Below are 26426 nucleotides of genomic sequence, written 5' to 3'. Positions count from 1 at the left end.
CACTTCCACATAGGTAATGTTGAAGCCTAATGAGAGATGGATGACATGCGGTTAATTTTCTCATAGATTTGGCCCAGGGCTTGTTCGAATTTTCCCGTTCTTTTCGGCTCATAATATTTCTGATGTTTAAGACGGTTCGGCAAGTATTGCTGTTTGACCCAGCCGTTTTCATAATCGTGCGGATATAGATAGTCAATGCCCCGGCCGAGTTGTGCTGCTCCTTGATAGTGGGCATCTTTTAAGTGGGAAGGTATTTCCCCCGTTTGTCCTTTACGGATATCAGCAATTGCTGCATCGAGTGCCTTGTAGGCCGAATTGGACTTTGGAGATAAGCAAAGTTCAATGACAGCATTCGCCAGAGGAATACGTGCTTCGGGAAACCCGAGCCGTTCGGTCGCTTCAATGGCTGCAAGTGTTCTTGAGGCTGCTTGCGGATTAGCCAGCCCAATATCCTCATAGGCAATGACAAGCAATCTTCTGTTAATGCTGACTAAATCGCCAGCTTCTATTAACCTTCCTAAATAATGCAAAGCGGCATTCACGTCGCTGCCGCGAATGGACTTTTGGAATGCCGATAATACATCATAATGTGCATCACCGTTTTTATCATGCGTAAAGTATTTTTTTTGCAGGCATTCTTCTGCAATGGATACACTGATTTGGATGTTCCCATCTTTATCAGAATCAGTTGATAGCACAGCTAATTCTAACGCTCCAAGGGCAGAACGAACATCACCGTTACAAGCCGTGGAAAAATGCTTAAGCGCTTCCTCGGTGATTTGTACATTCGTTTGTCCCAAGCCGTTCTGTTCATCTTCTAAAGCCCGGAGAAGGGCGATCTTGATTTCTTCCGGTGTCAGCGGTTTGAGCTCGAAAATTTGACAGCGGCTCCGAATAGCAGGATTAATCGCGTGATACGGGTTGCTTGTTGTGGCTCCGATTAAGGTAATCATCCCATTCTCAAGGTATGGAAGCAGAAAATCTTGTTTGGCTTTATCAAGGCGGTGTACCTCATCCAACAGTAAAATGACTTTGCCTGACATCTTTGCTTCTTCTGCCACAATCTCCATGTCTTTCTTATTGTTCACAACCGCATTCAATTGACGGAAAGCCGTATTGGTGCTTTTTGCTATCGCTGTGGCAATAGTCGTTTTACCTGTACCGGGCGGACCGTACAAAATCATTGAACTGACATGCTTGGCCTTGACCATCCGATGAATGATTTTGCCTTCTCCGACAAGGTGCTGCTGTCCGATGACATCTTCGAGGCGGTTCGGCCGCATGCGGAAAGCAAGTGGTTTTTTACTCATTTTAATCTCTCCTATCTATGGATAGACCCTATTATATTGCAACTGGTGATTGAAATGCATCTGATATGAATAGTATGCTATAATGTCAAGGGTCTAATTTTTTATTATAATAGCGATAGGATTACTTGATATAGATAAATGAAGATAGGAATGGAAAGGGTGTTGGGTTTGAAGATTTCAACAAAAGGACGTTACGGCTTAACGATTATGATTGAATTAGCGAGAAAGTTCGGGGAAGGTCCTATCTCTTTAAAGGCGATTGCACAAACACATGATTTATCTGAACATTATTTGGAACAGTTAATTTCACCTTTACGTAATGCAGGGTTAGTAAAAAGTATAAGAGGAGCATACGGTGGGTATATTTTAGCCAAAGAACCTGCTCTCATTACAGCCGGTGACATCATTTCCGTACTCGAAGGACCGATTAGCCCTGTTGAAGGGTTGGAAGAAGAGGAACCGGCGAAGCGCGAATTGTGGATTCGCATCCGAGATGCCGTAAGAGAAGTGTTGGATAGTACAACATTGGAAGACTTAGCTAACCATAGCGGGGGAGACGCAAGCTCTTATATGTTTTATATTTGATGCAGGTGCTGTAAAAGGGAATGTCTGCAGCGCCGTTACATGCATAATGATTAACTTTTTTCGAGTCCCTTTATGGAGGGATTTAATGAACAAGGAGTGTTAACATTGGAACGAATTTATCTCGACCATGCCGCGACGTCTCCGATGCATCCGGCTGTAATCGATAAAATGACAGTATTCATGAAGGAAGTGTTCGGAAATCCTTCAAGTATCCATTTCTACGGCCGTGAAAGCAGACGTTATTTAGATGAAGCGCGTCAAACGATGGCGGCTAGTGTAGGAGCTGACCCAAATGAAATCATTTTTACGAGCGGCGGTACTGAGGCTGATAATATGGCGTTGACCGGCGTGGCTTTTGCCAACCGAGAGAAAGGAAATCATATTATTACAACCCAAATTGAACATCATGCGGTACTTCATACATGTGAAGCGTTAGAAAAGCAAGGGTTTCGCGTCACTTATTTACCGGTGGATGAGACTGGTCGAATCAGTGCAAAACAGTTGCAAGAAGCATTAACAGATGATACGATTCTTGTCTCGATCATGTATGGAAACAACGAAGTAGGAACGATTCAACCGATTGGTGAAATCGGTGAGGTATTAAAGAATCACCAGGCGTTCTTCCATACAGATGCTGTACAAGCATATGGACTTGTTTCGATCAATGTAAAACAGTTGGGAATTGATTTGCTGTCGGTTTCTTCACATAAAATCAATGGCCCAAAAGGTGTCGGCTTTTTATACGCTGCTTCCAGCGTTCCGTTATCTCCTCTTTTGTTTGGGGGAGAACAAGAGCGAAAGCGAAGAGCAGGAACGGAAAATGTGGCAAGCATTGTTGGCTTCGAAGAGGCCGTTAAGCTTGCACAGCAAACTTTATCCGAAAAAGCGGCACAATATAAAGGTTATAAAGAAAACATGCTCAACATCTTCAAAGAAGAAGGAATCGAGTATTCAGTGAATGGAAACCTGGAAGACTCTCTTCCTCATGTTTTAAATGTGGCCTTTCCAGGAACGAACGTCGAGTCCATGCTCGTCAATCTGGACCTGGCGGGAATTGCTGCTTCAAGCGGCTCTGCGTGTACGGCGGGTTCAATCGATCCATCCCATGTGCTGGTCGCCATGTTCGGGAAAGATTCCGAGCGCTTGGTCTCGTCTATCCGCTTTAGTTTCGGACTTGGAACGACAACAGAACAGATCGAAAAAGCTGCGCATGAAACAGCTCGGATCGTAAAGCGATTAGTAAAGTGAAAATTCCCTAGAAGCGGGATTAAACGGAGGTGAACAAGTTGACAAAAGCACGAAAAGACACACGGGTCGTTGTTGGAATGAGCGGAGGCGTCGATTCATCCGTTGCAGCGCTGCTATTAAAAGAGCAAGGGTATGACGTCATCGGGATTTTTATGAAAAACTGGGACGATACAGATGAAAATGGAGTATGTACAGCCACCGAAGATTACAATGACGTGATTCGTGTATGTAATCAAATCGGCATTCCATATTACGCAGTCAACTTCGAGAAACAATATTGGGATAAAGTATTTACGTACTTTTTAGATGAATACAAAGCAGGACGTACACCAAATCCCGATGTGATGTGCAATAAAGAGATTAAATTTAAAGCGTTCCTGGAGCATGCTATGACACTCGGGGCCGATTACTTGGCAACAGGGCATTATGCCCGTGTAGAGCAACGTGACGGTGAATACAAAATGCTTCGCGGTTTGGATGAAAACAAGGACCAAACGTACTTCCTAAATCAATTGGGACAAGAACAGCTATCTAAAGTCATGTTTCCAATCGGAAACATCGATAAAGCAAAAGTACGGGAAATCGCCAAAGAAGCAGGATTGGCGACAGCGGCGAAAAAAGACAGTACAGGTATTTGCTTTATCGGGGAGCGGAACTTTAAAACGTTTTTAAGTCAATATTTACCGGCCCAACCGGGTGAGATGCAAACATTATCCGGAGAGGTGAAAGGTAAGCATGACGGCTTAATGTATTATACGATTGGTCAGCGTCATGGCTTAGGCATCGGTGGCAGCGGAGAACCGTGGTTTGCGGTCGGGAAAAATTTGGAAAAGAACATTTTGTATGTCGAGCAAGGCTTCGACAATGAGGTGCTTTATTCAGATTCCATCACTGCAACAAATGTCAGCTGGGTAAGTGATCGTGAATGGACGGAGCCGCTTGCGTGCACAGCGAAATTCCGTTATCGCCAGGCAGATAACAAGGTCACAGTGGAGAAATCGAGTGACAATACGGTGAAGGTTATATTTGATGAGCCGATCCGTGCCGTTACACCAGGGCAGGCTGTTGTATTTTACAACGGAGAAGAATGTTTAGGCGGAGGAACAATCGACCAAGTTTTCAAAAATGGTGAAGAACTCTGGTATGTGTAAAATAGGATGCCTGTACAGGCATCCTATTTTTTGCAAATCGCGTTCTTATGAGGCAACATGACTTGTTCCACTTTGTGCTATACTTATCGTAGAAAATGAGTGGATAATGGAGTGATACATATGGATAACAACCAATTAGGGATTCGATATATGCAGGAAGGAAAATTTGATGAGGCAGCCAAAGCATTTTCAGCGGCCATCGAGGAAAACCCGAAAGAGGCACTTGGATATGTGAATTTCGGAAATTTATTAGCAGCCTTAGAGGAAAATGAAAAGGCCTTGAAATTTTTTGAACGTGCACTTGAGATGGATGAAAAAGCAGCCACTGCCCATTATGGTGCAGGAAATGTGCACTTTAAACTCCAGCAATTGAATGAGGCGAAAAAGCATTTTGAACAGGCGATCCAAAAAGGGCTTAATTCAGCTGATGTCTATTTTATGCTTGGCTTATCCTTTTTATATACGAATGAACTTCGTCTTGCTTTGCCTTATCTGCAGCGTGCCGTAGAATTGAACGGAGAAGACGTGGAAGCACGTTTCCAATATGGTTTATGCTTGGCACAGCTTGAAATGCTGGATGAAGCAATGGAGCAGTTTGCAAAAGTCATTCAACAGGATGATCATGCAGATGCCTACTATAACTTAGGTGTTGCGTATGCGTTTAAAGAAAATCAGGACAAAGCATTAGAAATGTTTCGGAAAGCAGTTGAGATTCAGCCAGATCACCTTTTGGCCGGAAACGGAATTCGTCTGTTAACAGAAAAAGAGTAATGACTCTACTTTTGTTTGACCGCTTGGATCAATCATAACGCCGATCATGGAAAGGAGGTACAAAATGGACGAAAGGACGTCGTTAATCGGACAAGAAGAGCTTTCTTACATAAAAGGAACGTTAATTGTCACCATTTTTCATAATGATGAGAACTTGTACAATGTGTCACGTATACGCATTCAGGAAACAGATGTTGCCACAGAAGAAAACGAAATGGCGGTAACGGGCTATTTTCCACGTCTTCATGAGGGCGAAACATATACGTTTTACGGCCGTTTAAAAGAACACCAACGCTTTGGCCGGCAATTCAATGTAGAACGATTCAAAAAGGAGCTTCCCCAATCAAGGCAAGGAGTCATTCAATATTTATCAAGTGACTTATTTCATGGAATCGGAAAAAAAACCGCTGAAAAAATTGTAGACATTCTCGGAGAAAATGCCATTTATAAAATCCTTCACGATTCATCGGTGTTAAAGCAAGTGCCAAAGTTGTCCGAAGAAAAAGCCGAGTCCCTCGTCCAGCAATTGAGGGAGCATGAGGGATTGGAAGAAGTGATGGTACAGCTGTCAGGGCATGGATTTGGACCGCAGCTTTCCATGAAGATTTTCCAGGCTTATAAGAACGAAGCCCTTCAAGTAATCCGTGAAAATCCATATCAACTTGTAGAGGATATACAGGGAATTGGATTTAATCGTGCGGATGAGTTGGGGAAAAAACTTGGAATGGCCAGTAATCATCCCGACCGCATGAGAGCCGGGATTTTATATGTGTTGGAGCAAGAGTGTGTCCAGCTTGGTCATATCTATTTAACCATCGAGCAATTGTTTGAGCAAACTGCTGCTTTATTGCACCAAAGCCGGCACGAGCCTATTTCGGAACTGGATATTACAAGGGAGCTCGAGAACTTAAAGGCCGACAAAAAAGTCAAACTTGTAGAAGAGAAAGTGTATATTCCTTCGCTGTATTATGCTGAAAAAGGGGTCGCAAAAGCGATCGATAAGCTGATGGCTCAAACTCAGTATGAAAATCAATTTCCAGAATCGGAATTTTTGCTTGCCCTCGGTGAGTTGGAAGAGCGCTTAGGCGTGCAGTATGCTCCATCGCAAAAGGAAGCCATCCAAAAAGCGCTCATGTCCCCAATGATGCTATTGACAGGAGGTCCGGGAACAGGGAAAACGACCGTTATTAAAGGAATTGTGGAGCTGTATGCTGAATTGCACGGTTGTTCCCTGAACCCAAAAGATTATAAAAAGGATAATCCATTCCCTGTTTTGCTTGTCGCTCCGACAGGACGTGCAGCTAAGCGGATGAGTGAAGCAACAGAGCTGCCCGCCGTCACCATCCACCGTCTATTGAAATGGAACGGTCAGGAAGGATTTGAACATGATGAGGAGCATCCGGTCCAAGGAAAGCTGCTCATTGTCGATGAAGTATCCATGGTGGATATTTGGCTTGCCCATCAATTGTTTAAATCGCTTCCTTCCGATTTACAAGTGATTTTGGTTGGGGATGAAGATCAGCTTCCTTCTGTCGGACCTGGTCAGGTGTTAAAAGACTTGCTTCAGTCAAAGGCCATTCCAACTATTCGGTTAACGGATGTATATCGTCAGAAGGACGGTTCATCCATCATTGAGTTGGCCCACTTTATTAAAAATGGACAACTGCCGGGAGATATGGCAACGCCAAAACCAGATCGTTCTTTTATTAAATGTCAATCCCATCACATTACAGATGTCGTACAGCAAGTATGTGCAAGTGCCCTGAAAAAAGGGTACAGCGTAAAAGACATTCAAGTGCTTGCACCTATGTATAAAGGAAATGCAGGAATTGACCGGTTAAATGCAGTGCTTCAGGAACTTTTCAACCCTGCTTCCGAAAAGAAACGCGAAATAAAGTACGGCGATGTGACATATCGTGTCGGAGATAAAGTATTACAGCTCGTCAATCAGCCGGAAAGCAATGTGTTTAATGGAGATATGGGAGAAATCGTTTCTGTTTTTTATGCTAAAGAAAATACAGAAAAGCAGGATATGCTGGTCATTTCCTTCGATGGCAATGAAGTGACATATACGAAGCAGGATTTTGGCCAAATCACCCATGCCTACTGCTGCTCCATTCATAAATCTCAGGGAAGCGAGTTTCCAATCGTCATTTTGCCGATTGTCAAAAGCTATTATCGAATGTTGAGACGTAATTTAATTTATACAGCTGTTACAAGAAGTAAGAAATTTTTAATTTTATGCGGAGAAGAAGAAGCGCTTCGCCTTGGTGTAAAACGCCATGATGATGCTTCACGACAAACAACTTTAATGGAGATGCTGGCTGATCGGCAGTTTGAAGATGAAGTGCCGTTTATGAAAGACGCTAATATCGGAATGGAAAACGTTACGCCGTATGACTTTTTATAATTTATGACACCCTAATGATAGCTGTACATGTACATGTACGGCGATACTCATTCACCTCCCGTTTTTCGGCTTTCTGCAAAGTTTGGGCAAAACGTATATTTATGGAAAAATGGACAACACTGATAAAAAAACGAAGCAAAGAGGTGTTCGTCAGTGTTGTTAAAATGCCCGAACTGCAGAAGCATTGATGTTGGCAAAATTGGTGTCAATCAATACTATTGCTGGAATTGTTTCATTGAATTGACCATTTCCAGGGGAGTCATTCATACACATCAAGTAGAAGAAGACGGGACATTGAGTTCCTTGGATGATTTATTTTCAGAGGATGAGCGTACCATTAACTTTTAATGGGGGGATCACGATGAATCGATTATTATCTTCCATGGTTGCATTTGGAGTCGGAGCTTATGCTTACAAAGTCGCAGAAGATAGAGGAATGTTGACAAGACGCAATATGAATAGAATGCGCAAGCGTGTTATGAGAGCTTTTTCATAATGCAAAGAGAATGACGAAGGGGGGGTTTATCCTCTTTCGTCTTTTTTCATATGTTTGTATAAGCAAGTATAAATTGGGCGTTGAAATTGTCCGGCTCCGCTTTTCTCAACGATTTTCTTGAATAGATTAATGTTCAATTGTCGAACACTAGTCAGTAGGGAGGAATCGTTTGTGAAACAAGTCTCTGTAGCATGGTTTTACCGTTTAGGCATTCTGTTATTAATGTTTTTATGTATATATGTTTTCTTTAAAATTCAATTTATTTGGGTTCCGGTTTTGAAGATTCTCTTTACAGCCTTGACTCCCTTTTTGATTGCTGCTTTCATTACATACTTGCTGCATCCAATCATCGAAAAGCTGCACGAAAGCGGGGTGCCAAGGCCTTTAGCTATTTTAATTATTTATTTATTCTTTTTTGGCGGAGTCGGTTACAGTGTGTATAAAGGAATCCCGCTTTTTATCGAACAATTGAAAGATTTGAATGAGAACTTGCCGCAATTCACTCAAACTTACCGTAGCTGGGTCACTGAAGTGCATGATCGAACCTCTACTTGGCCCAATGGAGTACATGAACGAATCGAACAGGGGATCAATGACTTGGAAGCTACATTAGAAGTGTGGCTGGCGAAGGTGATGACCAGTGCTAAAGGAATTTTAAATTACATCATCTTGCTTATTACGGTTCCTTTTATCGTTTTTTACATGTTAAAGGATTTTCGCCTAATCAAAAAATTGGCCGCCTTTTTAACACCTTCTAAATGGCATGAACCAGGTAAACATTTTTTGCATGATGTGGATGAATCGCTCGGGAATTATATTCGCGGCCAATTGTTTGTTTGTCTGATCATTGGGTCGGCTGCAACGGTTGCTCTTTGGATATTTAAAGTACCGTACCCTTTATTATTGGGAATCATCATCGGTTTAACAAATGTGATCCCGTATTTCGGCCCAATCATCGGAGCTGTTCCTGCCGCTGTCATCGCTGCGACCATTTCCATGAAGCTCGTCGTCATTGTGATGATTATCATTTTTGCTCTGCAATTTTTAGAAGGGAACGTCCTATCCCCGTTGATTGTCGGTAAAACGCTGCATATCCACCCGCTGTTTATCATGTTGTCCCTCTTGATAGGAGGGGAAGTTGGCGGTGTCATTGGACTGATTTTGGCGGTTCCGATTTTAGCAGTCATCAAGGTCATCATCCTTCATTTACGGGTAAGGTGGACCGAGCATTGACAAAGGATTCGGAATTTGTCATAATAGCGCCATAAGTATTACATATGAAAGCGAAGAAGGAACGAGTATGTTACAGCCCATCTATAAGAGAGGGATTTCCAAGGCTGAAAGAAATTCCAGATGAAGAGTAGCAGAAGGCTAATCCGGAGTACAGGCAAAACCTGTCGTGTAAGCAACGTTAACGCTGTTGAGGTGATGAGTGTTTTCAGACGCTCATAATCAGGGTGGTACCGCGAGCAAACTCTCGTCCCTGTTAGGGGATGGGGGTTTTTTATTTTGTTGTGTCTGCAATGTGATACGGGGAGGCAGTTTATTCTTTCTGATTCTAACTATAGATAGTCCATTAAGGAGGTTATTTTACATGAAAAAGCTCACATCTGCGCAAGTGCGCCAAATGTATTTAGACTTCTTCCAGGAAAAAGGCCACGCTGTGGAACCAAGTGCACCGTTAGTGCCGGTCGATGATCCATCATTATTGTGGATTAACAGCGGTGTTGCGACATTAAAGAAGTATTTTGACGGCCGTGTGATTCCGGCTAATCCGCGCATTTGTAATGCCCAAAAATCGATTCGTACAAATGATATTGAAAACGTCGGGAAAACAGCCCGCCACCACACATTCTTTGAAATGTTAGGGAACTTTTCAATCGGGGATTACTTTAAAGAAGAAGCGATTGATTGGGCATGGGAGTTTTTGACGAGCGAGAAATGGATTGGATTTGACCCGGAGCGCCTATCTGTGACGGTTCATCCAGAGGATAATGAAGCATACGAACTCTGGAATAAAAAAATTGGTGTTCCAGCTGAGCGCATCATTCGTTTGGAAGGAAATTTTTGGGATATCGGGGAAGGCCCGAGTGGACCAAATACCGAGATTTTCTATGATCGCGGCGAAGAGTACGGCAACGATCCAAGTGATCCGGAACTTTATCCAGGCGGTGAAAACGAACGTTATTTAGAAGTATGGAACTTGGTATTCTCTCAATTCAACCACAATCCAGACGGTACGTACACGCCGCTGCCGAAGAAAAACATCGATACAGGAATGGGCTTAGAGCGTATGTGTTCCGTTATCCAAAATGTGCCGACGAATTTCGATACGGACTTATTCATGCCAATCATCGAAGCGACAGAAAGCGTTTCAGGGGAGAAATATCGCACTGATAATGAAAAGGATGAAGCATTTAAAGTTATCGCTGACCACATTCGTACTGTAACATTTGCTGTAGGCGACGGTGCGCTTCCATCAAATGAAGGCCGTGGTTACGTATTGCGCCGATTATTGCGCCGTGCGGTTCGCTATGCGAAAAAATTAAACATCAACCGACCATTCATGTATGAACTTGTGCCGGTAGTTGGCGAAATCATGGTCGATTACTATCCGGAAGTGAAAGAAAAAACAGAGTTTATCCAAAAAGTAATCAAAAACGAAGAAGAGCGCTTCCATGAAACATTACATGAAGGACTTGCTATTTTAGAGAGCGTTATTAAGAAGGAAAAGAAAAGAGGAAGCAACACCATTTCGGGTGAAGATGTGTTCCGTCTATATGACACATACGGCTTCCCTGTAGAATTGACAGAAGAGTACGCAGAAGAAGAAGGCATGAAAGTGGACCATGAAGGGTTCGAGCGTGAAATGAACGCTCAGCGTGAGCGGGCACGTGCAGCCCGTCAAGATGTGGGTTCCATGCAAGTTCAGGGCGGTGTACTCGGGGACATCAAAACAGAAAGTGATTTTGTCGGTTACGACAAGTCAAAAGTGGAAACATTTGTTGATGTCATTATTAAAGACGGCGAGATGGTTGATGAAGTAAAAGCAGGGGAAGAAGCGCAAATCATTTTACGTGAAACACCTTTCTATGCTGAAAGCGGAGGGCAAATTGCCGACCAGGGTGAGATTACGAATGGTACAACTAAAGTTCTCGTAAAAGACGTACAAAAAGCACCAAACGGCCAAAACCTCCATCATGTACAAGTAGTCGAAGGTGTATTGACAAAAGGGGAAGCGTACACAGCAACGATTAATGAAGAGAAACGTGGCCATATTATTAAAAATCACACAGCAACACACTTGCTGCACCAGGCTTTAAAAGATGTATTAGGTCAACATGTGAATCAAGCCGGCTCACTTGTTACACCAGACCGTTTACGTTTTGACTTCTCCCATTTTGGACAAGTAACACAAGAAGAACTCGAAAACATTGAACAAATCGTCAATGAAAAAATTTGGAAGAGCATCCCGGTTGTAATTGAACATAAAGGAATCGATGAAGCCAAAGCTATGGGTGCCATGGCGCTGTTCGGTGAAAAATATGGTGACATCGTACGCGTTGTCCAAGTCGGGGATTACAGCTTAGAGCTTTGCGGCGGTTGCCACGTTCCCAATACTTCTGTTATCGGTTTGTTTAAAATCGTATCTGAATCCGGTATCGGAGCCGGTACTCGTCGTATTGAAGCGGTAACAGGAGAACATGCGTATAAATTAATGAACAATCAAGTGGCTCTATTAAAAGAAGCAGCAGCGAAAGCAAAAGCAAATCCGCGTGATATTGTGACGCGCATCGAAGGCTTACTAGAAGAAATTCGCGGTTTACAGCGTGAAAATGAATCACTAGCTGCAAAATTGGGCAACATTGAAGCGGGTAACCTTGTTGATAAGGTGCAACAAATCGACGGAGTGAATGTGCTGGCAAGTAAGGTAAATGCAACCGATATGAATAACTTGCGTTCCATGGCTGATGATTTAAAACAAAAGCTTGGTTCTGCTGTCATCGTATTGGCGGCCGCAAATGAAGGCAAAGTCAATATTGTCGCAGGGGTAACAAAAGACTTAATGGAAAAAGGCTATCATGCCGGAAAACTTGTCAAAGAAGTGGCAACGCGCTGCGGAGGCGGCGGTGGAGGCCGTCCAGATATGGCACAGGCAGGCGGTAAAGATCCTAGCAAGATTGAGGAAGCGTTGAGCTTCGTAGAACAATGGGTTAAATCCGTTTAATTCTCTAGTCAATTAGTGTAAACTATAAATAAGATAAGTCAGCGAGAGTTCGTTCATTGACTATGAGAGTGAGGTGCAAAGCATGAGCTCGTTTGATCAAACGATGAAATTTAACTTTCATGAAGAACCTGCAGATACGAATGTTCATGAAGTGCTATTTACGGTTTATGATGCCCTGCAAGAAAAAGGCTATAATCCAATTAACCAAATCGTGGGTTATTTACTATCGGGTGATCCAGCTTATATTCCGCGTCATAAAGATGCGCGCAACATCATTCGGAAATTAGAACGCGATGAACTAATTGAGGAGCTTGTAAAGTCTTATTTAAAACAACAGCGAGAGGGTTAATACATGCGCACACTTGGACTAGATGTCGGCACTAAGACAATAGGAGTAGCTGTCAGTGATGCGATGGGATGGACTGCTCAAGGATTGGAGACCATTAGGGTAGAGGAAAATCAAACTGAGCAGGCTATTCCAAGGCTGAAAGAGCTTATTCACACATATGAAGTAGACAAGCTGGTAGTCGGATTGCCCAAAAATATGAATGGCACAATTGGCCCCCGCGGGGAAGCTTGTTTGCAATTTGCTGAACAGCTAAAAGAAGCACTCGGCTTAGAAGTCATCATGTGGGATGAGCGTCTTTCTACCATGGCGGCAGAACGTGTCCTATTGGAAGCGGACGTCAGCAGAAAAAAACGCAAAAAAGTCATCGACAAAATGGCTGCGGTCATGATCTTGCAAGGCTTTCTAGACAGCAAAGGAAAGTGAAGCAAGCTCGCTCATGCCCATAGGGAACTGGAGACGCCGACACGAAGTCGCTTTTTGATTTCGTAGGAGGTGTTGAAGTTACCGTGGGGCATAGCTTGCGAAACTAGACAATGAAGGAAAGTGAAGCAAGCCAATAAACAAAGATAAATAAAAACGAAAGACACTACTTAATTAAAAACGAGGTGCAAAACAATGGAACATGGTGAAAAAAATATTACAGTAATTGATGAGAACGGCAACGAGCAATTATGTGAAGTGCTTTTCACATTTGATTCTGAAGAATTCGGTAAATCTTACGTTCTTTACTACCCAATCGGCAGCGAGCAAGAGGACGATGAAGAAATTGAAATTCATGCTTCCAGCTTCACTCCAGGCGAAAATGGTGAAGATGGTGAACTTCAGCCAATTGAATCAGAAGAAGAATGGGATTTAATCGAAGAAATGCTTAACACGTTCCTCGACGAAGAAGAGGGAGAATAATATAAATGAAAGGCTTCCCGTTATATACTTTGGGAAGCCTTTCATTTTCTTCCCATTGTTTTTTACTCTTTTTTATAGGATGCTGGACTTTGCACGATATCCTATTTGGTTGTATGGTCCCCCTCTTTTAGGGGAGACCATACAACCAGAATTGGCAAGATTTCTTTGTCTAATTCTGACGAAAAAAACGAAAAATTGTAGTATAATAAAACGCAGCGGAAAGGAGGTTGACTTTTTGTCTAAACCACTATACGTAAACGGACAGTCACAACAACGAAGGCCGAAAAAGTGGGTAATCGTTTTTGGGTTGATGGGTTTGCTTATTGCAAGCATGGCTGTTGGTGCTTTCATATATATTAATTCAGCTTTATCACCGGTAAATGAGAAAAGTAAAAACATCGTTGAAATTACCATTTCACGAGGCTCATCCGTCGGTACCATTGCAAAGAGGCTCGAAGACCAAGGTGTCATTAAAGATGAGCGTGTGTTTCGTTATTATGTTAAATTGAAAAATGAACAGAGCTTTCAGGCAGGGAACTATGCATTTTCTCAAGCGATGAGTGTGAAAGAAATTATTCGAAGTCTACAAACGGGAGAAAGTGCACAAAAGCCAAAAATCAGGCTTCCGATTCCTGAAGGAAGCCAGCTTGTACAAATTTCCGAAATCATTGCGGCCAATACAGGCTACACAAAAGAGCAAGTATTAAAGAAAATGTCAGATAAACAGTTTATCCAAATTTTGAGCAAAAAGTATCCCGATCTTATTACGAATGAAGTATTTGCCAAGAACATTAAATATCCGTTAGAAGGATATTTTTATCCAGCTACTTACTCTTTTTATACAGACAAAGTTTCATTGGAAGAAATTCTGGATAAAATGGTAGGAAAAACAAATGAAGTAATTCACAAATACAAACCGTTAATGAAAGAGAAAAACGTGACAAGCCACAAATTGCTCACGATGGCTTCTCTTATTGAAGAAGAAGCAACGGAAAAAACAGATCGAGAAAAAATTGCAAGCGTCTTTTATAATCGCTTAGAAGCGGGAATGCCGCTTCAAACTGATCCAACGGTGTTATACGCTCTTGGAGAACATAAAGATCGTGTATTTTATAAAGATCTTAAAGTGGAATCACCTTATAACACGTATAAGGTGAAGGGGTTAACGCCGGGGCCGATTGCCAACGCAGGCGAATTGTCCATTGTCGCAGCGTTAAAACCCGCTGAAACAGAATATTTATATTTTCTTGCTACTTCAACGGGTGAAGTGATTTTTACAAAAACATTGGAAGAACATAATAAGCAAAAAGCCCTTCATATTACAAAACAGGAAAATACAAGTTCATAAAAATAGGGGAATGCCAATTTTTTGCATTCCCTCTCTTTATATCTCGCTCTAATCGACGGAGAAAACTCTGCTTATGCTAAGAGAAAAACCGTTCCTAAGAGCCGATTGGCTCAGTTAGCCATCAGCAGGGAAGCATTTTTACTGATGGTTAGCTGAACTTTATGTTAAAATATATCGGGTTTACTCAATCAAAAAAAATCGATATAATATAAAGGTTGCGTTCTAAAGTTAAGGGTTCAAAAGTGAACCTTTTTTATAAATAAAAATACTTCGCTGATGGGAGGAAGTCTCCTTGCTTTCAAAAGAAGTGGAAACATATATTGAATCCCTTATCCCGACTCGTTCTGCGCTTATTCAAGAGATGGAGCAATATGCAAAAGATCATCAGGTGCCTATTATGGAGCTGATCGGGATTGAAACATTATTGCAGCTTTTACGCATTCAACAGCCTAAGAGCATATTGGAGATTGGCACTGCGATTGGTTATTCAGCCGTTCGTATGGCGACGGCTGTTCCGCATGCCCGGATTGTCACGGTTGAGCGTGATCAAGAGCGTTATGATAAGGCTCTTTCTTTCATTGCAAAAGCAAACAAAACCCAGCAAATTCATGTCCTATTTGGCGATGCTTTTGAGCTCACGGAAGCTATTCGAAGCAAAGCCCCGTACGACATGATTTTTATTGATGCGGCAAAAGGGCAGTATCAAAAGTTTTTTGAACTGTTTGAGCCGTTATTAAGTCATGATGGAATCATTATTTCGGACAATGTTCTTTTTAAAGGGTATGTAGCCCAGGAGGAAGGAACGATTGAAACAAAACGGATCCGAAGTTTAACGGCAAAAATCAAAAAATACAATGATTGGCTTATGAATCATCCGAAATTTGACACGATGATTTTACCCATTGGCGATGGTATTGCCATTACTAAAAGAAGAGGTGAAGAAAAGTGAAAAAGCCTGAGTTATTAGTTACACCAACATCTGTTGCAGATATTGCACCGCTTGCGGACGCGGGCGCAGACGCTTTTATGATTGGAGAGCAGCGCTATGGTCTTCGTCTTGCCGGTGAATTTACACGTGAAAATGTTACAGAGGCAGTTAAAGTGGCTCATGAGAAAAATAAAAAAGTATATGTAGCCATGAACGCCCTTTTCCATAATGAAAAAGTAGAAGAATTAGGAGATTATCTTTCATTCTTAAAAGAAGCAGGTGTTGATGCTGTCGTATTCGGTGATCCGGCTGTCTTAATGGCTGCCCGTGAAGCGGCCCCGGATATGAAGCTACACTGGAATACAGAAACAACGGCAACAAACTGGTATGTATGCAACTACTGGGGCAGAAAAGGGGCTAAGCGTTCGGTGCTTGCCCGTGAATTAAGCATGGATGCCATTGTGGAAATTAAAGAGAATGCAGAAGTAGAAATTGAAGTACAAGTTCATGGTATGACTTGTATGTTCCAATCAAAACGTTCCCTTTTAGGAAACTACTTCTTATATCAAGATAAAGTGATGGAAGTAGAAAACCGCCGCCTGGAAAAAGACATGTTTTTACATGATAAAGAGCGCGGAAACAAATATCCAATCTTTGAAGATGAAAACGGGACGCACATTATGAGCCCTAATGATGTTTGCATTATCGATGAATTAGCTGAGATGATTGATGCAGGCGTGGATTCTTTCAAAATTGACGGGATCTTAAAAACACCTGAGTATATCATCGAGGTCACGAAAAAATATCGTAAGGCAATCGACTTATGTGTAGAAAACCGTGGTGAATATGAAAATGTAAAAGATGAGTTATTAGCGGAAATCGAAGAGCTTCAGCCGGTAAACCGTCCATTGGACACAGGCTTTTTCTTCAAGGAAACCGTCTATTAAGAAAGTTCAATGCATACAAAAAGCGTATGCATTGAACTTTCTTGCAAAGCAGATTTTGCGGTTAACTTGTTGAATGCTGTTTGATTGGCGGTAAATCCGCTTTAGATAAAACTTTTTAACGAAGAGATGTATAAGAAATTGAATAGAGCAAAAAGAGCATCATCTTTATAAATTTTAATTAATATTTTAAGGAGGTAACAATGATGGCTGTGAAAATTGATACTGTGATTGACGGAAAACGCGTCATTACGAAAAAGCCTGAGTTATTAGCACCTGCAGGTAACCTTGAAAAATTAAAAGTTGCCGTGCATTACGGTGCCGATGCAGTGTTTATTGGCGGTCGGGAATATGGTCTTCGTTCAAATGCGGACAATTTCTCATTAGAGGAAATGGCAGAAGGTGTTCAGTTTGCGAACAAGTATGGAGCGAGAATTTATGTAACAACAAATATTTATGCTCACAACGAAAACATGCACGGTTTGGAAGAATATTTGCAGGGATTAGAAAAAGCGGGGGTTGCAGGGATCATTGTAGCCGATCCTTTTATTATCGAAACATGCCGCCGAGTAGCCCCTAAATTGGAAGTTCATTTAAGTACACAACAATCTTTGTCCAACTGGAAAGCCGTTCAATTCTGGAAAGAAGAAGGGCTTGAGCGCGTCGTATTGGCACGTGAAACGGGTGCAGAAGAAATTCGTGAAATGAAAGAAAAAGTGGACATCGAGATTGAGGCCTTCATCCATGGTGCCATGTGTATTGCTTACTCGGGGCGTTGTGTGTTGAGCAACCACATGACAGCGCGTGACTCCAACCGCGGCGGATGCTGTCAATCATGTCGCTGGGATTATGATTTATATCAATTACGCGAAAATGAAAACGAAGTAGCTTTATTTGATGAAGAAGATGCTCCGTTTGCGATGAGTCCAAAAGACCTAAATTTAATTCAATCCATTCCGAAAATGATTGAGTTAGGCATCGACAGCTTAAAAATTGAAGGGCGAATGAAATCCATTCACTATATAGCGACTGTTGTGAGTGTATACCGCAAAGTTATTGATGCTTATTGTGCGGATCCTGAAAACTTCGTAATCAAGCAAGAATGGCTTGATGAGTTGGATAAATGTGCCAACCGCGATACGGCACCGGCATTCTTTGAAGGTGTTCCGGGGCATAAAGAGCAAATGTTTGGAAATCATAGCAAGAAGACAACTTACGATTTTGTCGGACTTGTGTTAGATTACAATGAAGAAACACAAATTGTAACGTTACAGCAACGCAATCACTTCAAACCAGGCGATGAAGTGGAGTTCTTCGGTCCAGAAATCGAAAACTTTACACAAGTAATCGAAAAAGTTTGGGACGAAGATGGAAATGAATTAGATGCAGCACGTCATCCGCTGCAAATTGTTAAATTTAAAGTGGACAAACCTGTCTTCCCATACAATATGATGCGAAAGGGGATTTAATCAAAGATGGGGAAGAAGCCAATCGTAATAGGGATTGCCGGCGGATCGGGCTCCGGCAAAACGAGTGTAACAAAATCCATTTACGAATGCTTTAAAGACCATTCGATTTTGTTGCTTGAACAGGATTATTACTATAAAGATCAAAGTCATCTTCCGCTTGAAGAGCGATTGACAACAAATTATGATCATCCATTTGCATTTGATAATGACTTATTGATTGAGCATTTAAACGAATTGCTTAACTATAAAAGCATTAAAAAGCCGGTTTACGATTACACGATCCACACACGCTCTAATAAAGTAATTCATGAAGATCCAAAAGACGTTATTATTTTGGAAGGGATTCTTGTATTGGAAGATGAACGTCTTCGTGATTTAATGGATATCAAATTATACGTGGACACGGATGCGGATCTTCGCATCATTCGCCGTATGCTTCGGGATATTAAAGAGAGAGGGCGTACATTGGAATCAGTTGTCGATCAATATGTTTCCGTTGTTCGCCCCATGCATAATCAATTTATCGAACCAACGAAGCGTTATGCAGACATTATCATCCCGGAAGGCGGCCAAAACCATGTGGCGATTGATCTAATGGTTACAAAAATTAAAACAATTCTTGAACAAAATGCCATTTTGTAATAACATATCAGAGATGACGGAAATTATTTGGGAAAATTTTTAAAAAAACCTTTAACATATTCATATTCTTTTCGCATGGAACACAAATTATAAAGAATAAGATACAGTTCAGCTTGATGATGCGGACAGCGTCATCAAGCTGCTTCATATCATGCTGAAAAAATCATCTGTATGTTATATAATTGTTCGTTCTTATCTTCGTTTGTAAGCTTTCTGTCATTCATACATAAAAGAGAACCAGCATGTTAGAGACCGTTTTGAAAATGAGAAGGAGTGAAGGGTTATGCCACAAGAGAAAGTGTTCCCTATGACACAAGAGGGTAAAGAGAAATTAGAACAAGAATTAGAATACTTAAAATCAGTAAAACGCAAAGAAGTAGTAGAGCGTATTAAAATTGCACGCAGCTTCGGCGATTTATCAGAGAACTCAGAGTATGATTCTGCCAAAGAAGAGCAAGCGTTCGTGGAAGGCCGTATCACTACGCTTGAAAATATGATTCGCAACGCTAAAATTATCGAAGAAGATGCAGAAAATTCAACAACTGTATCATTAGGTAAATCGGTTACATTCGTTGAACTTCCAAATGGTGAAGAAGAAACTTACACAATTGTAGGTAGTGCAGAGGCGGATCCATTCGAAGGAAAAATTTCTAACGATTCCCCAATCGCCAAAAGCTTAATGGGTAAACAAGTTGGGGATGAAGTTGTGGTTCAAACGCCTGGAGGCGAAATGAACGTACGTATCATTGCGGTTAAATAATAAAGAAAAGCGGGGGCGACTGTTCAATCTTGAGAGGCGTTGGAGCGTCTGGCCGGGAAACCGCACTTTGGTTTCATGGACAGAAGTGAAACGACCGAAAGATTAGGAGCCGCAGCTAGACAATAAAGAAAAGTGAAGCAAGCTCGTTTATGCTCATAGGGAACTGGAAGCACCGACGAGAAGTCGCTTTTTGACTTCGTGGGAGGTGGTGAAGTGACCGTAGAGCATAGCTTGCGGAACTGGATAATAAAGAAAAGCGGGGGCGACTGTTCATGGAACTGCGTCTCCGTATGGACATCCTGTGCTTTAGAAATTTTTTGAAATTTAATGACTTAAAAAGAAACACCTCGTCGACACTTGTAACGAGGTGTTTTATTTTTATGAAAAAAGTAAAACGTTTTTATATCTTGCTTACGGTCATTATTGGGTTGATTTTCTTATTAATTGGAAGATTGGCACAAATTCAGCTCATTAGTACAGAATCTTTTTCAAAAGAAAACATTAACCTTATTGAGGCGAGTGTGAAACAGCGGACACAGGAAATGACAATTGATGATGGAAGAGGAAAATTTATTTCACGCAACGGAGCACCTCTTACATATGACACAAATAATCGATTAGTCCTTTTTCCTTTTTTAAAAAAGATGGATTGGCCTGTCAAGAAAGTGGCTGAAATTGTGGATATTCCATCCTTTGAGTTAATTAGTGAATTAGGAAACGGGAATAAGCCTGTGGTGATTGAAAAAGAACTCACTTCTTCACAAATGGAACAAATCAATAATTTAAAGTATCCGGGCATTTTTGCCGTTCCTTTGCAGCAAAAAAACTCATCTCCCCTCGCTTATCAGTTGATTGGCGTAATTAGGCAAAACGAGAAATTGATTCAACAGAAATACGAAGAAGAATTAAAAAAAGGAGAGCTTTCCATTCATACTCCTATCGGCATTACAGGCCTTCAGGCATCTTTTGACCGGTTTTTGTTTCCTGAACAGGAATCAAAACTGCTTTACCACGTTGACCGCTTTGGAGGGCCATTGTTTGGCATTGATGTTAAATATACAGGAGCGGCTAACCCTTTTTATCCCGTCAATATCAAAACTACAATTGACGAGAACATCCAGCAAATGGCGCAAGATGTTGTAGAAAAGCACAAATTAAAAAGGGGAGGCGTTGTTTTACTTGATGTAGAGACAAATGAACTGCTGGCCCTTGTTAGCAAGCCCGACATTAATGAAAGCAATCCCTACGACGAGGCACGAGGAATTGAGAACCGAATGCTGGTTCCGCAAATTCCCGGCTCTATTTTTAAAACAGTCACGGCAGCCGCAGCAATTGAAGAAGGGGCAGATATTTATAATCGGTGGTTTGACTGTGATTTAAATGTGCGCAAGAAAGAACTGGATGAAGACAAGAAAATGGGGCAGTTAACCTTTGAAGACAGCTTTGCCCGAAGCTGCAACTTTACGTTTGGAACATTGGCGAATGAGATTATCAAAAAGGATCCCGCATTTTTGGAGGCATATGCGGAAAAGCTTGGATTGCTTGGTCCTGTTGGTTGGAGCGGAGACGTATTTCACTTTGAGAACTTTAGGCAGTTAAAAGAAGAAAAACAAGGAGTAGTTTGGAAAACGAAAAGCAAGCGTAGGGATTGGAGAGAGGTTAGTCAAACAGCTATCGGCCAGCGGGATGTAAGAGTCACTCCCTTAGCTGTAGCCAATATGATGGCGACCATCGCAAGAGGCGGCGATAGGTTTACCGTGAGAGCGGTTGATCAAATCCAATATAAAAATGGCGCTTCTTTATATAACTTTAGACAACAAGAAGATAAAGGAGAGAAAATCAAACCATACACGGCAATACAGCTTCAAAAGCTTTTGCGAGAAGTAGTAACACATCAAGAAGGAACGGGACGAAGATTTCAAACCCTTCCATATGAAGTAGCAGGAAAATCAGGTACGGCTGATGTTATACAAAAGAAAGAGGGAGAATGGTTGGTTAATAAGTGGTTTGCGGGTTATTTCCCTGCTTCCAGTCCAAAATATGCCCTTGTTGTGGTCGATCTATCTACTGAGAGTGTCCAATCTGCAGCAAACAGCGTATTTTATGATATAGTTCAGGAATTATATACTATAGATCAGACCCAAAAATAGAAGAAATAGGTAAAATGTATCAAAAACATTACATTTGTGCGTCTTTTTTTATTCAAGGCTTCATCCTGGCAGCTTCTAGTGTTAAAATAGAACATTATAGAAGCTGGAGGAAGTTGTACAGATGGAAAATAGACGATTTGAACAACGGCATAAAAAAAAGCAGTTAAAGTTAAATCGTATTTATAATGTACTAATTGTGTTAGTTGCTGTGCTTATTGTATTTGTGGGCGGTCAGATGATGTTTGGAAACTCAGAGGAAAAAGAAACAGCCCAACCGGCAACGGCACAAAAGAAGGAACACAGTCATAAAGAAAAAGAGAAAGTAGATAGTATGTCTATTTATGAGGAAGGCGACAGTGAGGAAGAACCAGCAAAAGGTGATGAATCAGCTGTTGAAGAAGAAAGCGACGAAGAAAAAAGTCCTGAAGAAGAAAATCTCGATGAGGAAAATCCTGAGGAGTCAGCTCCAGTGATAGAAGAAAATCCTTCTCCGGGTGTAGCTAGGTCAATCACTGATCCAAACTGGCAGCCGATTGGCACGCAGCAATCAGAACCTCATGCAGCGACATATGATAAAGGCTCAGTGGACTGGAATGAAATGCTTCAGGCGGTGAGCTATGCAACAGGTGTGAATGTTGGTGATATGACCGTATGGCGTATTGGAAACAACGGAGGACCGAACAAGGCTGTTGCGACCATCTCGTCGAAGTCGACCAAACAGAAATACCGCGTTCAAATTGACTGGGTAGAGAACGAAGGCTGGAAACCAGTTGTTATGGAAGAACTTAACTAGTAAATGAATATGGGTTTATAAAAGAAGCGTGTGATTCAGATGAATCATGCGCTTCTTTCTTTTTGAATGTAAGGTTTGGGGAAACAGAAATGTTAGGTTAGGGGAATAATTTAGATGAAACGATAATAAAGTTTGTATAGTTAACGAACTAACCTAGCTTTATTTGTAGTATGAATAATGGTTAGAGGAGACAGGGGATGAAAAAGAATATGAAATCAACTTCCCGATCGATAAAGGAACGTAACAAAACTCTCATTTTGCAAACGATTATGGAAAAAGGACCTATCTCAAGATCTACCATTTCCGTTCAATTAAAACTTAGCAAAGCTACTGTTTCTTCCCTCGTTGATGAGTTAATTTCAGAAGGCCTCGTTTTGGAGAACGGCTTCGGAAAAGCCAGACAACAAGGAGGGAGAAAACCCATTCATCTAACTTTTAATGCCAGGGCGGCTTATATTATCGGTATCGATATCGGTGGGACAAAAACTCTCCTCGCTTTAAGCGACTTAACGGGGACGATTATAGACACGGTGCTGTTTTCTACACAGGAATATGTCCAGCAAAAGTTTTTATTTAAACTCTCCCAGATGATTCACGACTTGTTGCATAAACATGAACTGACTCCAAAGTGTTTGCTTGGTATGGGTATAGGTGTTCCAGGTATGACAGATGCTGAAAAAGGAATGGTCATTGATGCACCTACGCTGAAATGGAAAGACTATTCGCTTAGGCATGACGTCGAACAGCTTTTTCAAGTACCGGTGTTTATTGATAATGACGTCAACCTGGCCGTATTAGGTGAGCAATGGAAGGGAGCAGCTGCGGGAAAAAAGAATGTCGTGTTAATAGCCATAGGAACCGGGGTTGGGTGTGGAATCGTGATTAACAATCAACTATATCATGGCTCTTCATGGGCTGCTGGCGAAATCGGCTATATGGTGACTGATAAAGGGGACGCCTTGGCCGATCATGGGAGAGTGTTTGATGGCTACGGTTATTTGGACAGCCGAATTGGCGGAGCAGGGATTTCTTGCGCTTATAAAAAAAGAACGAGGCTGGTAAAGAGTGCAAAAGAGATTTTTTTACGCGCACAACAGGGGGAGGCCGCGGCTTTATCGGTTGTGAGAGAAGTGGTCGAGCATATCGGCTTTGCTGTTAGCAATGTAATCTCTCTCATTAATCCGGAAACCGTGCTATTAGGAGGTGGTATATCAAATAGTACCGATTGGTTTTTAAAGGATATAGAAAGAATCCTCAAGGAATGGACTCCCATCAAAGCAGAAATCAAAACCACTGATTTAGGGGCTCACGCTGTAGTTATAGGTGCTGTTTCATTTGTACTAACAAACAACGAAAGCGCTTTATTGAACTTCAGGAAAGATGAAGGAGGTTATAACGAGTGAGAAAAATATTTACTTTCATTCTTTCATTTCTTATCATTTTCGGTCTTGTATCTCCACAAGTCGCTTTAGGAGAAGGGGAACCAGCAAATAGGACTCCACCGATTGAATTGTGGAATGCCCTTAAGCCTTTAAGTACGACCGTTAGCTTTATGAATACAGGAGCCCATCCAGATGATGAGCGCAGTGATTTATTAGCTTACTTATCGAGGGGCTTAGGTGTTCGCACTTCCAGTATCATTGCCAACCGAGGAGAAGGGGGACAAAATGAAATCGGCACTGAGCTTGGAAATGCTCTTGGAATGATTCGCTCAAGAGAATTGATTGAAGCATCAAAAGTGACAGATGTGCAAGTTTACCATTTAAGTGAAAAGCCAAGTGATGAAATTTATGACTTTGGCTTTTCAAAATCAAAGGAAGAAACACTATCAAAATGGGGAGAAGAAGTTACATATGAGCGTTTCATTCGCTTGCTGCGTCAGCAGCGGCCTGACATCGTCATGCCTTCTTTTTTGGATGTAGATACAGAGCATGGCCATCATCGAACCATGAACATGCTTACCTTGAAAGCTTTTAAAGATGCAGCGGATTCGAATGTCTTTCCGGAGCATCTAAAAGAAGGATTACATCCTTGGCAAATCAAGAAACTATACCTGCCAGCTAAACAAGACAATGCAACTGTTTCATTTGATATTGGTATATATGATGAAAAGTATGGAATGACGTATCCACAGCTTGGTGAAGCATCCAGATACCTTCATAAGAGCCAGGGGATGGGAAGAGATATCCCGGCCGAGCCGAGAATGATTTATTTAAAGTTGGAAAAAGCAAACGACCTTCCTCTTACTAAAGAAAAAAGCATATTTAAGGGAATTCCGTATGATTTCGAGCAATATGCAGACCAATTTCGTCACATTCCGCACCTTTCAGCACATTTGACTCAATTACAGAGAGATCTTCAAGAACTAATCGACTTTTATCCGAATGACACGAAAGTAGCGGATAAAACCCCGAAGGCATTGAAACAATTAAAACACACTGTACAAATCGTGAAAGAAAGCAGGTTGGGGAATGAAGAAAAATATGACCTGCTGTATCGTCTCGAAATAAAAGAAGAGCAATTAATGAAAGTAATGCAAGTCGCTTCGAAACTGTCAATGAAAGTGGAAATAGACAATCCGACCTTAACAAAAGACGGCACTGCAAAAGTGAAAGTAACCGTTCAAAATGAAGGGGGAAAAGCGTTACGGGATACTGAATTCTCCCTCCAAGTTCCAGAGGAATGGAGCGTATCGGAAAAAGCGAGCAAGAACGTGCTTAAACAAAACGAATCTTTTGTGCATGTGTTTACCCTTCGTGTTCCAAAAGATGCTTCTTATCACCAGCCGTATCATCCTGAAACAGTAACCGCTTCTCTACATTACAAAGCGGACGGACAATCATTTACCGCCGCGAAAAGGCCGCAGCAAACCGTCGCCGTGCTGCCTGAAGTTTCTCTGCAAGTAAAAAATGAAAATATGGTCCTCAATACAAAGGAAATCAAAGATCAGTATAACGTCGAGGTGATAGCCCGAAACTATCAAACCGGTAAGGCAAACGCCAAGGTGTCTTTACAGGTTCCGGACGGCTGGAAAGTAAAACAAAATAATATTTTAGTTCCATTCGGTAAGCAATTCGAAGAGAAAAATGTAACCTTTGAAGTCATACCACCTAAAACAGTAAACGAAGGAAAGGGAACATTCAAAGCGGTCGCTTCTATAAACGGAAAAGAATTAAGTACGACGGTTCAGACCATCCAATATGATCATATCGGCACAGATTATTATTTATATGACTCTGCTGTCAAAGTAGTCGCTTTCCCGCTTGAATTTGATAAAGGATTAAAAATCGGTTATATCCAAAGCGGCTTTGACAGTGTAGGCGATGAATTAAAAGCCATTGGAATGAATATCACAAATTTATCGGAGCAAGATTTAGCGAGTGGTGACTTATCTCAATACGACACAATTGTGTTGGGTATTCGCGCTTATCTATCAAGGGAGGATTTAAGAACTCATAACAGCAAGCTATTAGAATACGTTCACAGAGGCGGGCATCTCGTTGTTCAATACCACAAGCCGGAGGATTATTGGGATGCGGAGGCTACTCCTCCTTATAAGCTGATCATTGGCAGCCCATCCATTAAAGTCCGAGTCACAGATGAAAACGCGAATGTCACTGTACTAAAGCCTGAACATGTCTTGTTCAATTCACCAAATAAGATTACAGAAAAAGATTGGAACGGCTGGGTTCAAGAAAGAGGCTTATATTTCCCGACCGAATGGAATGAGTCCGAATACCAAACATTTGTCAGCATGGCAGATCCAAACGAGACCCCGTTTAACAGCGGTGTTTTGCTTGCCCATTACGGTAAAGGGTCTTACTTGTATACAAACTTAGTTTGGTATCGCCAAATTCAAAACCAAGTACCTGGCGGCTATCGCATTTTCACGAACTTGCTTCACTATGGGGCAAACCAAAACTAGTCGTGCAACAAGAGGC

23 protein-coding genes and 1 other annotated feature are annotated in these 26426 nt (G+C 41.6%); of the genes, 22 read left to right on the top strand and 1 reads right to left on the bottom strand.

Translation table 11 applies throughout. From position 1 onward, the window contains the following. Nucleotides 1-26: 26 nt before the first annotated feature. Entirely contained in the window at nucleotides 27-1310 is a 1284-nt protein-coding gene (locus tag ACFOU2_RS05720; protein WP_377913050.1) for a replication-associated recombination protein A, read from the bottom strand. A gap of 168 nt (nucleotides 1311-1478) precedes the next feature. Between ACFOU2_RS05720 and cymR the strand changes: the two genes are divergently transcribed. From cymR to ACFOU2_RS05610, 22 genes are all read left to right on the top strand, one after another. Further along, nucleotides 1479-1895 carry a cysteine metabolism transcriptional regulator CymR gene (cymR, locus tag ACFOU2_RS05715; protein WP_377913047.1) on the top strand — a complete coding sequence of 139 codons (417 nt, stop codon included), beginning with the start codon at nucleotides 1479-1481 and terminating at the stop codon, nucleotides 1893-1895. A gap of 105 nt (nucleotides 1896-2000) precedes the next feature. Next, the gene (locus ACFOU2_RS05710; protein ID WP_377913045.1) at nucleotides 2001-3143 is read left to right on the top strand and encodes a cysteine desulfurase family protein; all 1143 of its coding nucleotides are present in this window, start codon (nucleotides 2001-2003) and stop codon (nucleotides 3141-3143) included. A 38-nt stretch (nucleotides 3144-3181) separates the two neighbouring features. Next, nucleotides 3182-4294, top strand: coding sequence for a tRNA 2-thiouridine(34) synthase MnmA (mnmA, locus tag ACFOU2_RS05705; RefSeq protein ID WP_377913043.1), 1113 nt, complete (start codon nucleotides 3182-3184; stop codon nucleotides 4292-4294). A 120-nt stretch (nucleotides 4295-4414) separates the two neighbouring features. After that, entirely contained in the window at nucleotides 4415-5065 is a 651-nt protein-coding gene (locus ACFOU2_RS05700; RefSeq protein WP_377913040.1) for a tetratricopeptide repeat protein, read from the top strand. A 64-nt stretch (nucleotides 5066-5129) separates the two neighbouring features. After that, on the top strand, nucleotides 5130-7475 hold the full coding sequence (gene recD2 / locus ACFOU2_RS05695; protein ID WP_377913038.1) for an SF1B family DNA helicase RecD2: 2346 nt from the start codon (nucleotides 5130-5132) through the stop codon (nucleotides 7473-7475). A 156-nt stretch (nucleotides 7476-7631) separates the two neighbouring features. Then, nucleotides 7632-7823: a hypothetical protein gene (locus ACFOU2_RS05690; RefSeq protein ID WP_377913604.1), complete on the top strand. Its 192-nt coding sequence runs from the start codon at nucleotides 7632-7634 to the stop codon at nucleotides 7821-7823. Between the two features lie 13 nt (nucleotides 7824-7836). Then, nucleotides 7837-7971, top strand: a complete 135-nt coding sequence (locus tag ACFOU2_RS05685; protein ID WP_377913036.1) for a YrzQ family protein — start codon at nucleotides 7837-7839, stop codon at nucleotides 7969-7971. A 222-nt stretch (nucleotides 7972-8193) separates the two neighbouring features. After that, nucleotides 8194-9204 (top strand): AI-2E family transporter, encoded by a 1011-nt coding sequence (locus tag ACFOU2_RS05680; RefSeq protein ID WP_377913602.1) that lies wholly within the window; start codon nucleotides 8194-8196, stop codon nucleotides 9202-9204. Between the two features lie 44 nt (nucleotides 9205-9248). Beyond that, nucleotides 9249-9459 (top strand) — a binding site (T-box leader). 106 nt (nucleotides 9460-9565) lie between these two features. Then, nucleotides 9566-12199, top strand: a complete 2634-nt coding sequence (gene alaS / locus ACFOU2_RS05675) for an alanine--tRNA ligase (RefSeq protein WP_377913034.1) — start codon at nucleotides 9566-9568, stop codon at nucleotides 12197-12199. Nucleotides 12200-12281: 82 nt separating this feature from the next. Next, a complete protein-coding gene (locus ACFOU2_RS05670) occupies nucleotides 12282-12548 on the top strand; it encodes an IreB family regulatory phosphoprotein (protein WP_377913032.1) in 267 nt (88 codons plus the stop codon). 3 nt (nucleotides 12549-12551) lie between these two features. Then, nucleotides 12552-12971, top strand: a complete 420-nt coding sequence (gene ruvX / locus ACFOU2_RS05665) for a Holliday junction resolvase RuvX (protein WP_377913030.1) — start codon at nucleotides 12552-12554, stop codon at nucleotides 12969-12971. A 192-nt stretch (nucleotides 12972-13163) separates the two neighbouring features. Next, nucleotides 13164-13451, top strand: a complete 288-nt coding sequence (locus tag ACFOU2_RS05660; RefSeq protein ID WP_377913028.1) for a DUF1292 domain-containing protein — start codon at nucleotides 13164-13166, stop codon at nucleotides 13449-13451. A gap of 295 nt (nucleotides 13452-13746) precedes the next feature. After that, nucleotides 13747-14799, top strand: a complete 1053-nt coding sequence (mltG, locus tag ACFOU2_RS05655; RefSeq protein WP_377913600.1) for an endolytic transglycosylase MltG — start codon at nucleotides 13747-13749, stop codon at nucleotides 14797-14799. A 292-nt stretch (nucleotides 14800-15091) separates the two neighbouring features. Beyond that, nucleotides 15092-15748, top strand: a complete 657-nt coding sequence (locus ACFOU2_RS05650; protein WP_377913026.1) for an O-methyltransferase — start codon at nucleotides 15092-15094, stop codon at nucleotides 15746-15748. Continuing rightward, nucleotides 15745-16674 (top strand): peptidase U32 family protein, encoded by a 930-nt coding sequence (locus ACFOU2_RS05645; RefSeq protein WP_377913024.1) that lies wholly within the window; start codon nucleotides 15745-15747, stop codon nucleotides 16672-16674. Before ACFOU2_RS05650 ends, ACFOU2_RS05645 begins: the two co-directional genes overlap by 4 nt. Nucleotides 16675-16874: 200 nt before the next feature. Continuing rightward, on the top strand, nucleotides 16875-18140 hold the full coding sequence (locus tag ACFOU2_RS05640; protein WP_377913022.1) for a peptidase U32 family protein: 1266 nt from the start codon (nucleotides 16875-16877) through the stop codon (nucleotides 18138-18140). A gap of 6 nt (nucleotides 18141-18146) precedes the next feature. Further along, nucleotides 18147-18782, top strand: coding sequence for a uridine kinase (gene udk / locus ACFOU2_RS05635; RefSeq protein ID WP_377913020.1), 636 nt, complete (start codon nucleotides 18147-18149; stop codon nucleotides 18780-18782). A 283-nt stretch (nucleotides 18783-19065) separates the two neighbouring features. Further along, on the top strand, nucleotides 19066-19542 hold the full coding sequence (gene greA / locus ACFOU2_RS05630) for a transcription elongation factor GreA (protein WP_377913018.1): 477 nt from the start codon (nucleotides 19066-19068) through the stop codon (nucleotides 19540-19542). A gap of 380 nt (nucleotides 19543-19922) precedes the next feature. After that, nucleotides 19923-21692, top strand: coding sequence for a peptidoglycan D,D-transpeptidase FtsI family protein (locus ACFOU2_RS05625; protein WP_377913016.1), 1770 nt, complete (start codon nucleotides 19923-19925; stop codon nucleotides 21690-21692). A gap of 121 nt (nucleotides 21693-21813) precedes the next feature. Further along, nucleotides 21814-22485, top strand: coding sequence for a DUF1510 family protein (locus ACFOU2_RS05620; protein WP_377913014.1), 672 nt, complete (start codon nucleotides 21814-21816; stop codon nucleotides 22483-22485). A 197-nt stretch (nucleotides 22486-22682) separates the two neighbouring features. Beyond that, a complete protein-coding gene (locus ACFOU2_RS05615) occupies nucleotides 22683-23888 on the top strand; it encodes an ROK family transcriptional regulator (RefSeq protein WP_377913012.1) in 1206 nt (401 codons plus the stop codon). Next, nucleotides 23885-26410 carry an NEW3 domain-containing protein gene (locus tag ACFOU2_RS05610; RefSeq protein WP_377913010.1) on the top strand — a complete coding sequence of 842 codons (2526 nt, stop codon included), beginning with the start codon at nucleotides 23885-23887 and terminating at the stop codon, nucleotides 26408-26410. The genes ACFOU2_RS05615 and ACFOU2_RS05610 overlap by 4 nt, the downstream gene beginning before the upstream one ends. Nucleotides 26411-26426 lie beyond the last annotated feature (16 nt).

It is taken from the genome of Bacillus songklensis, from assembly GCF_042649685.1.
GTDB classification, from domain to species: Bacteria; Bacillota; Bacilli; order Bacillales; family Bacillaceae_H; genus Bacillus_BA; species Bacillus_BA songklensis.
This window is presented reverse-complemented; position numbering and strand designations above follow the sequence as displayed.

Bases quoted from the DNA above. Each gene is read 5' to 3' on its own strand.
- recD2 (WP_377913038.1), top strand. From the start codon at position 5,130: ATGGACGAAAGGACGTCGTTAATCGGACAAGAAGAGCTTTCTTACATA.
- ACFOU2_RS05615 (WP_377913012.1), top strand. From the start codon at position 22,683: ATGAAAAAGAATATGAAATCAACTTCCCGATCGATAAAGGAACGTAAC.
- ACFOU2_RS05670 (WP_377913032.1), top strand. From the start codon at position 12,282: ATGAGCTCGTTTGATCAAACGATGAAATTTAACTTTCATGAAGAACCT.
- ACFOU2_RS05700 (WP_377913040.1), top strand. From the start codon at position 4,415: ATGGATAACAACCAATTAGGGATTCGATATATGCAGGAAGGAAAATTT.
- ACFOU2_RS05720 (WP_377913050.1), bottom strand. From the start codon at position 1,310: ATGAGTAAAAAACCACTTGCTTTCCGCATGCGGCCGAACCGCCTCGAA.
- ACFOU2_RS05620 (WP_377913014.1), top strand. From the start codon at position 21,814: ATGGAAAATAGACGATTTGAACAACGGCATAAAAAAAAGCAGTTAAAG.
- ACFOU2_RS05625 (WP_377913016.1), top strand. From the start codon at position 19,923: ATGAAAAAAGTAAAACGTTTTTATATCTTGCTTACGGTCATTATTGGG.
- ruvX (WP_377913030.1), top strand. From the start codon at position 12,552: ATGCGCACACTTGGACTAGATGTCGGCACTAAGACAATAGGAGTAGCT.
- alaS (WP_377913034.1), top strand. From the start codon at position 9,566: ATGAAAAAGCTCACATCTGCGCAAGTGCGCCAAATGTATTTAGACTTC.
- ACFOU2_RS05680 (WP_377913602.1), top strand. From the start codon at position 8,194: ATGTTTTTATGTATATATGTTTTCTTTAAAATTCAATTTATTTGGGTT.
- ACFOU2_RS05640 (WP_377913022.1), top strand. From the start codon at position 16,875: ATGATGGCTGTGAAAATTGATACTGTGATTGACGGAAAACGCGTCATT.
- ACFOU2_RS05685 (WP_377913036.1), top strand. From the start codon at position 7,837: ATGAATCGATTATTATCTTCCATGGTTGCATTTGGAGTCGGAGCTTAT.
- udk (WP_377913020.1), top strand. From the start codon at position 18,147: ATGGGGAAGAAGCCAATCGTAATAGGGATTGCCGGCGGATCGGGCTCC.
- ACFOU2_RS05660 (WP_377913028.1), top strand. From the start codon at position 13,164: ATGGAACATGGTGAAAAAAATATTACAGTAATTGATGAGAACGGCAAC.
- greA (WP_377913018.1), top strand. From the start codon at position 19,066: ATGCCACAAGAGAAAGTGTTCCCTATGACACAAGAGGGTAAAGAGAAA.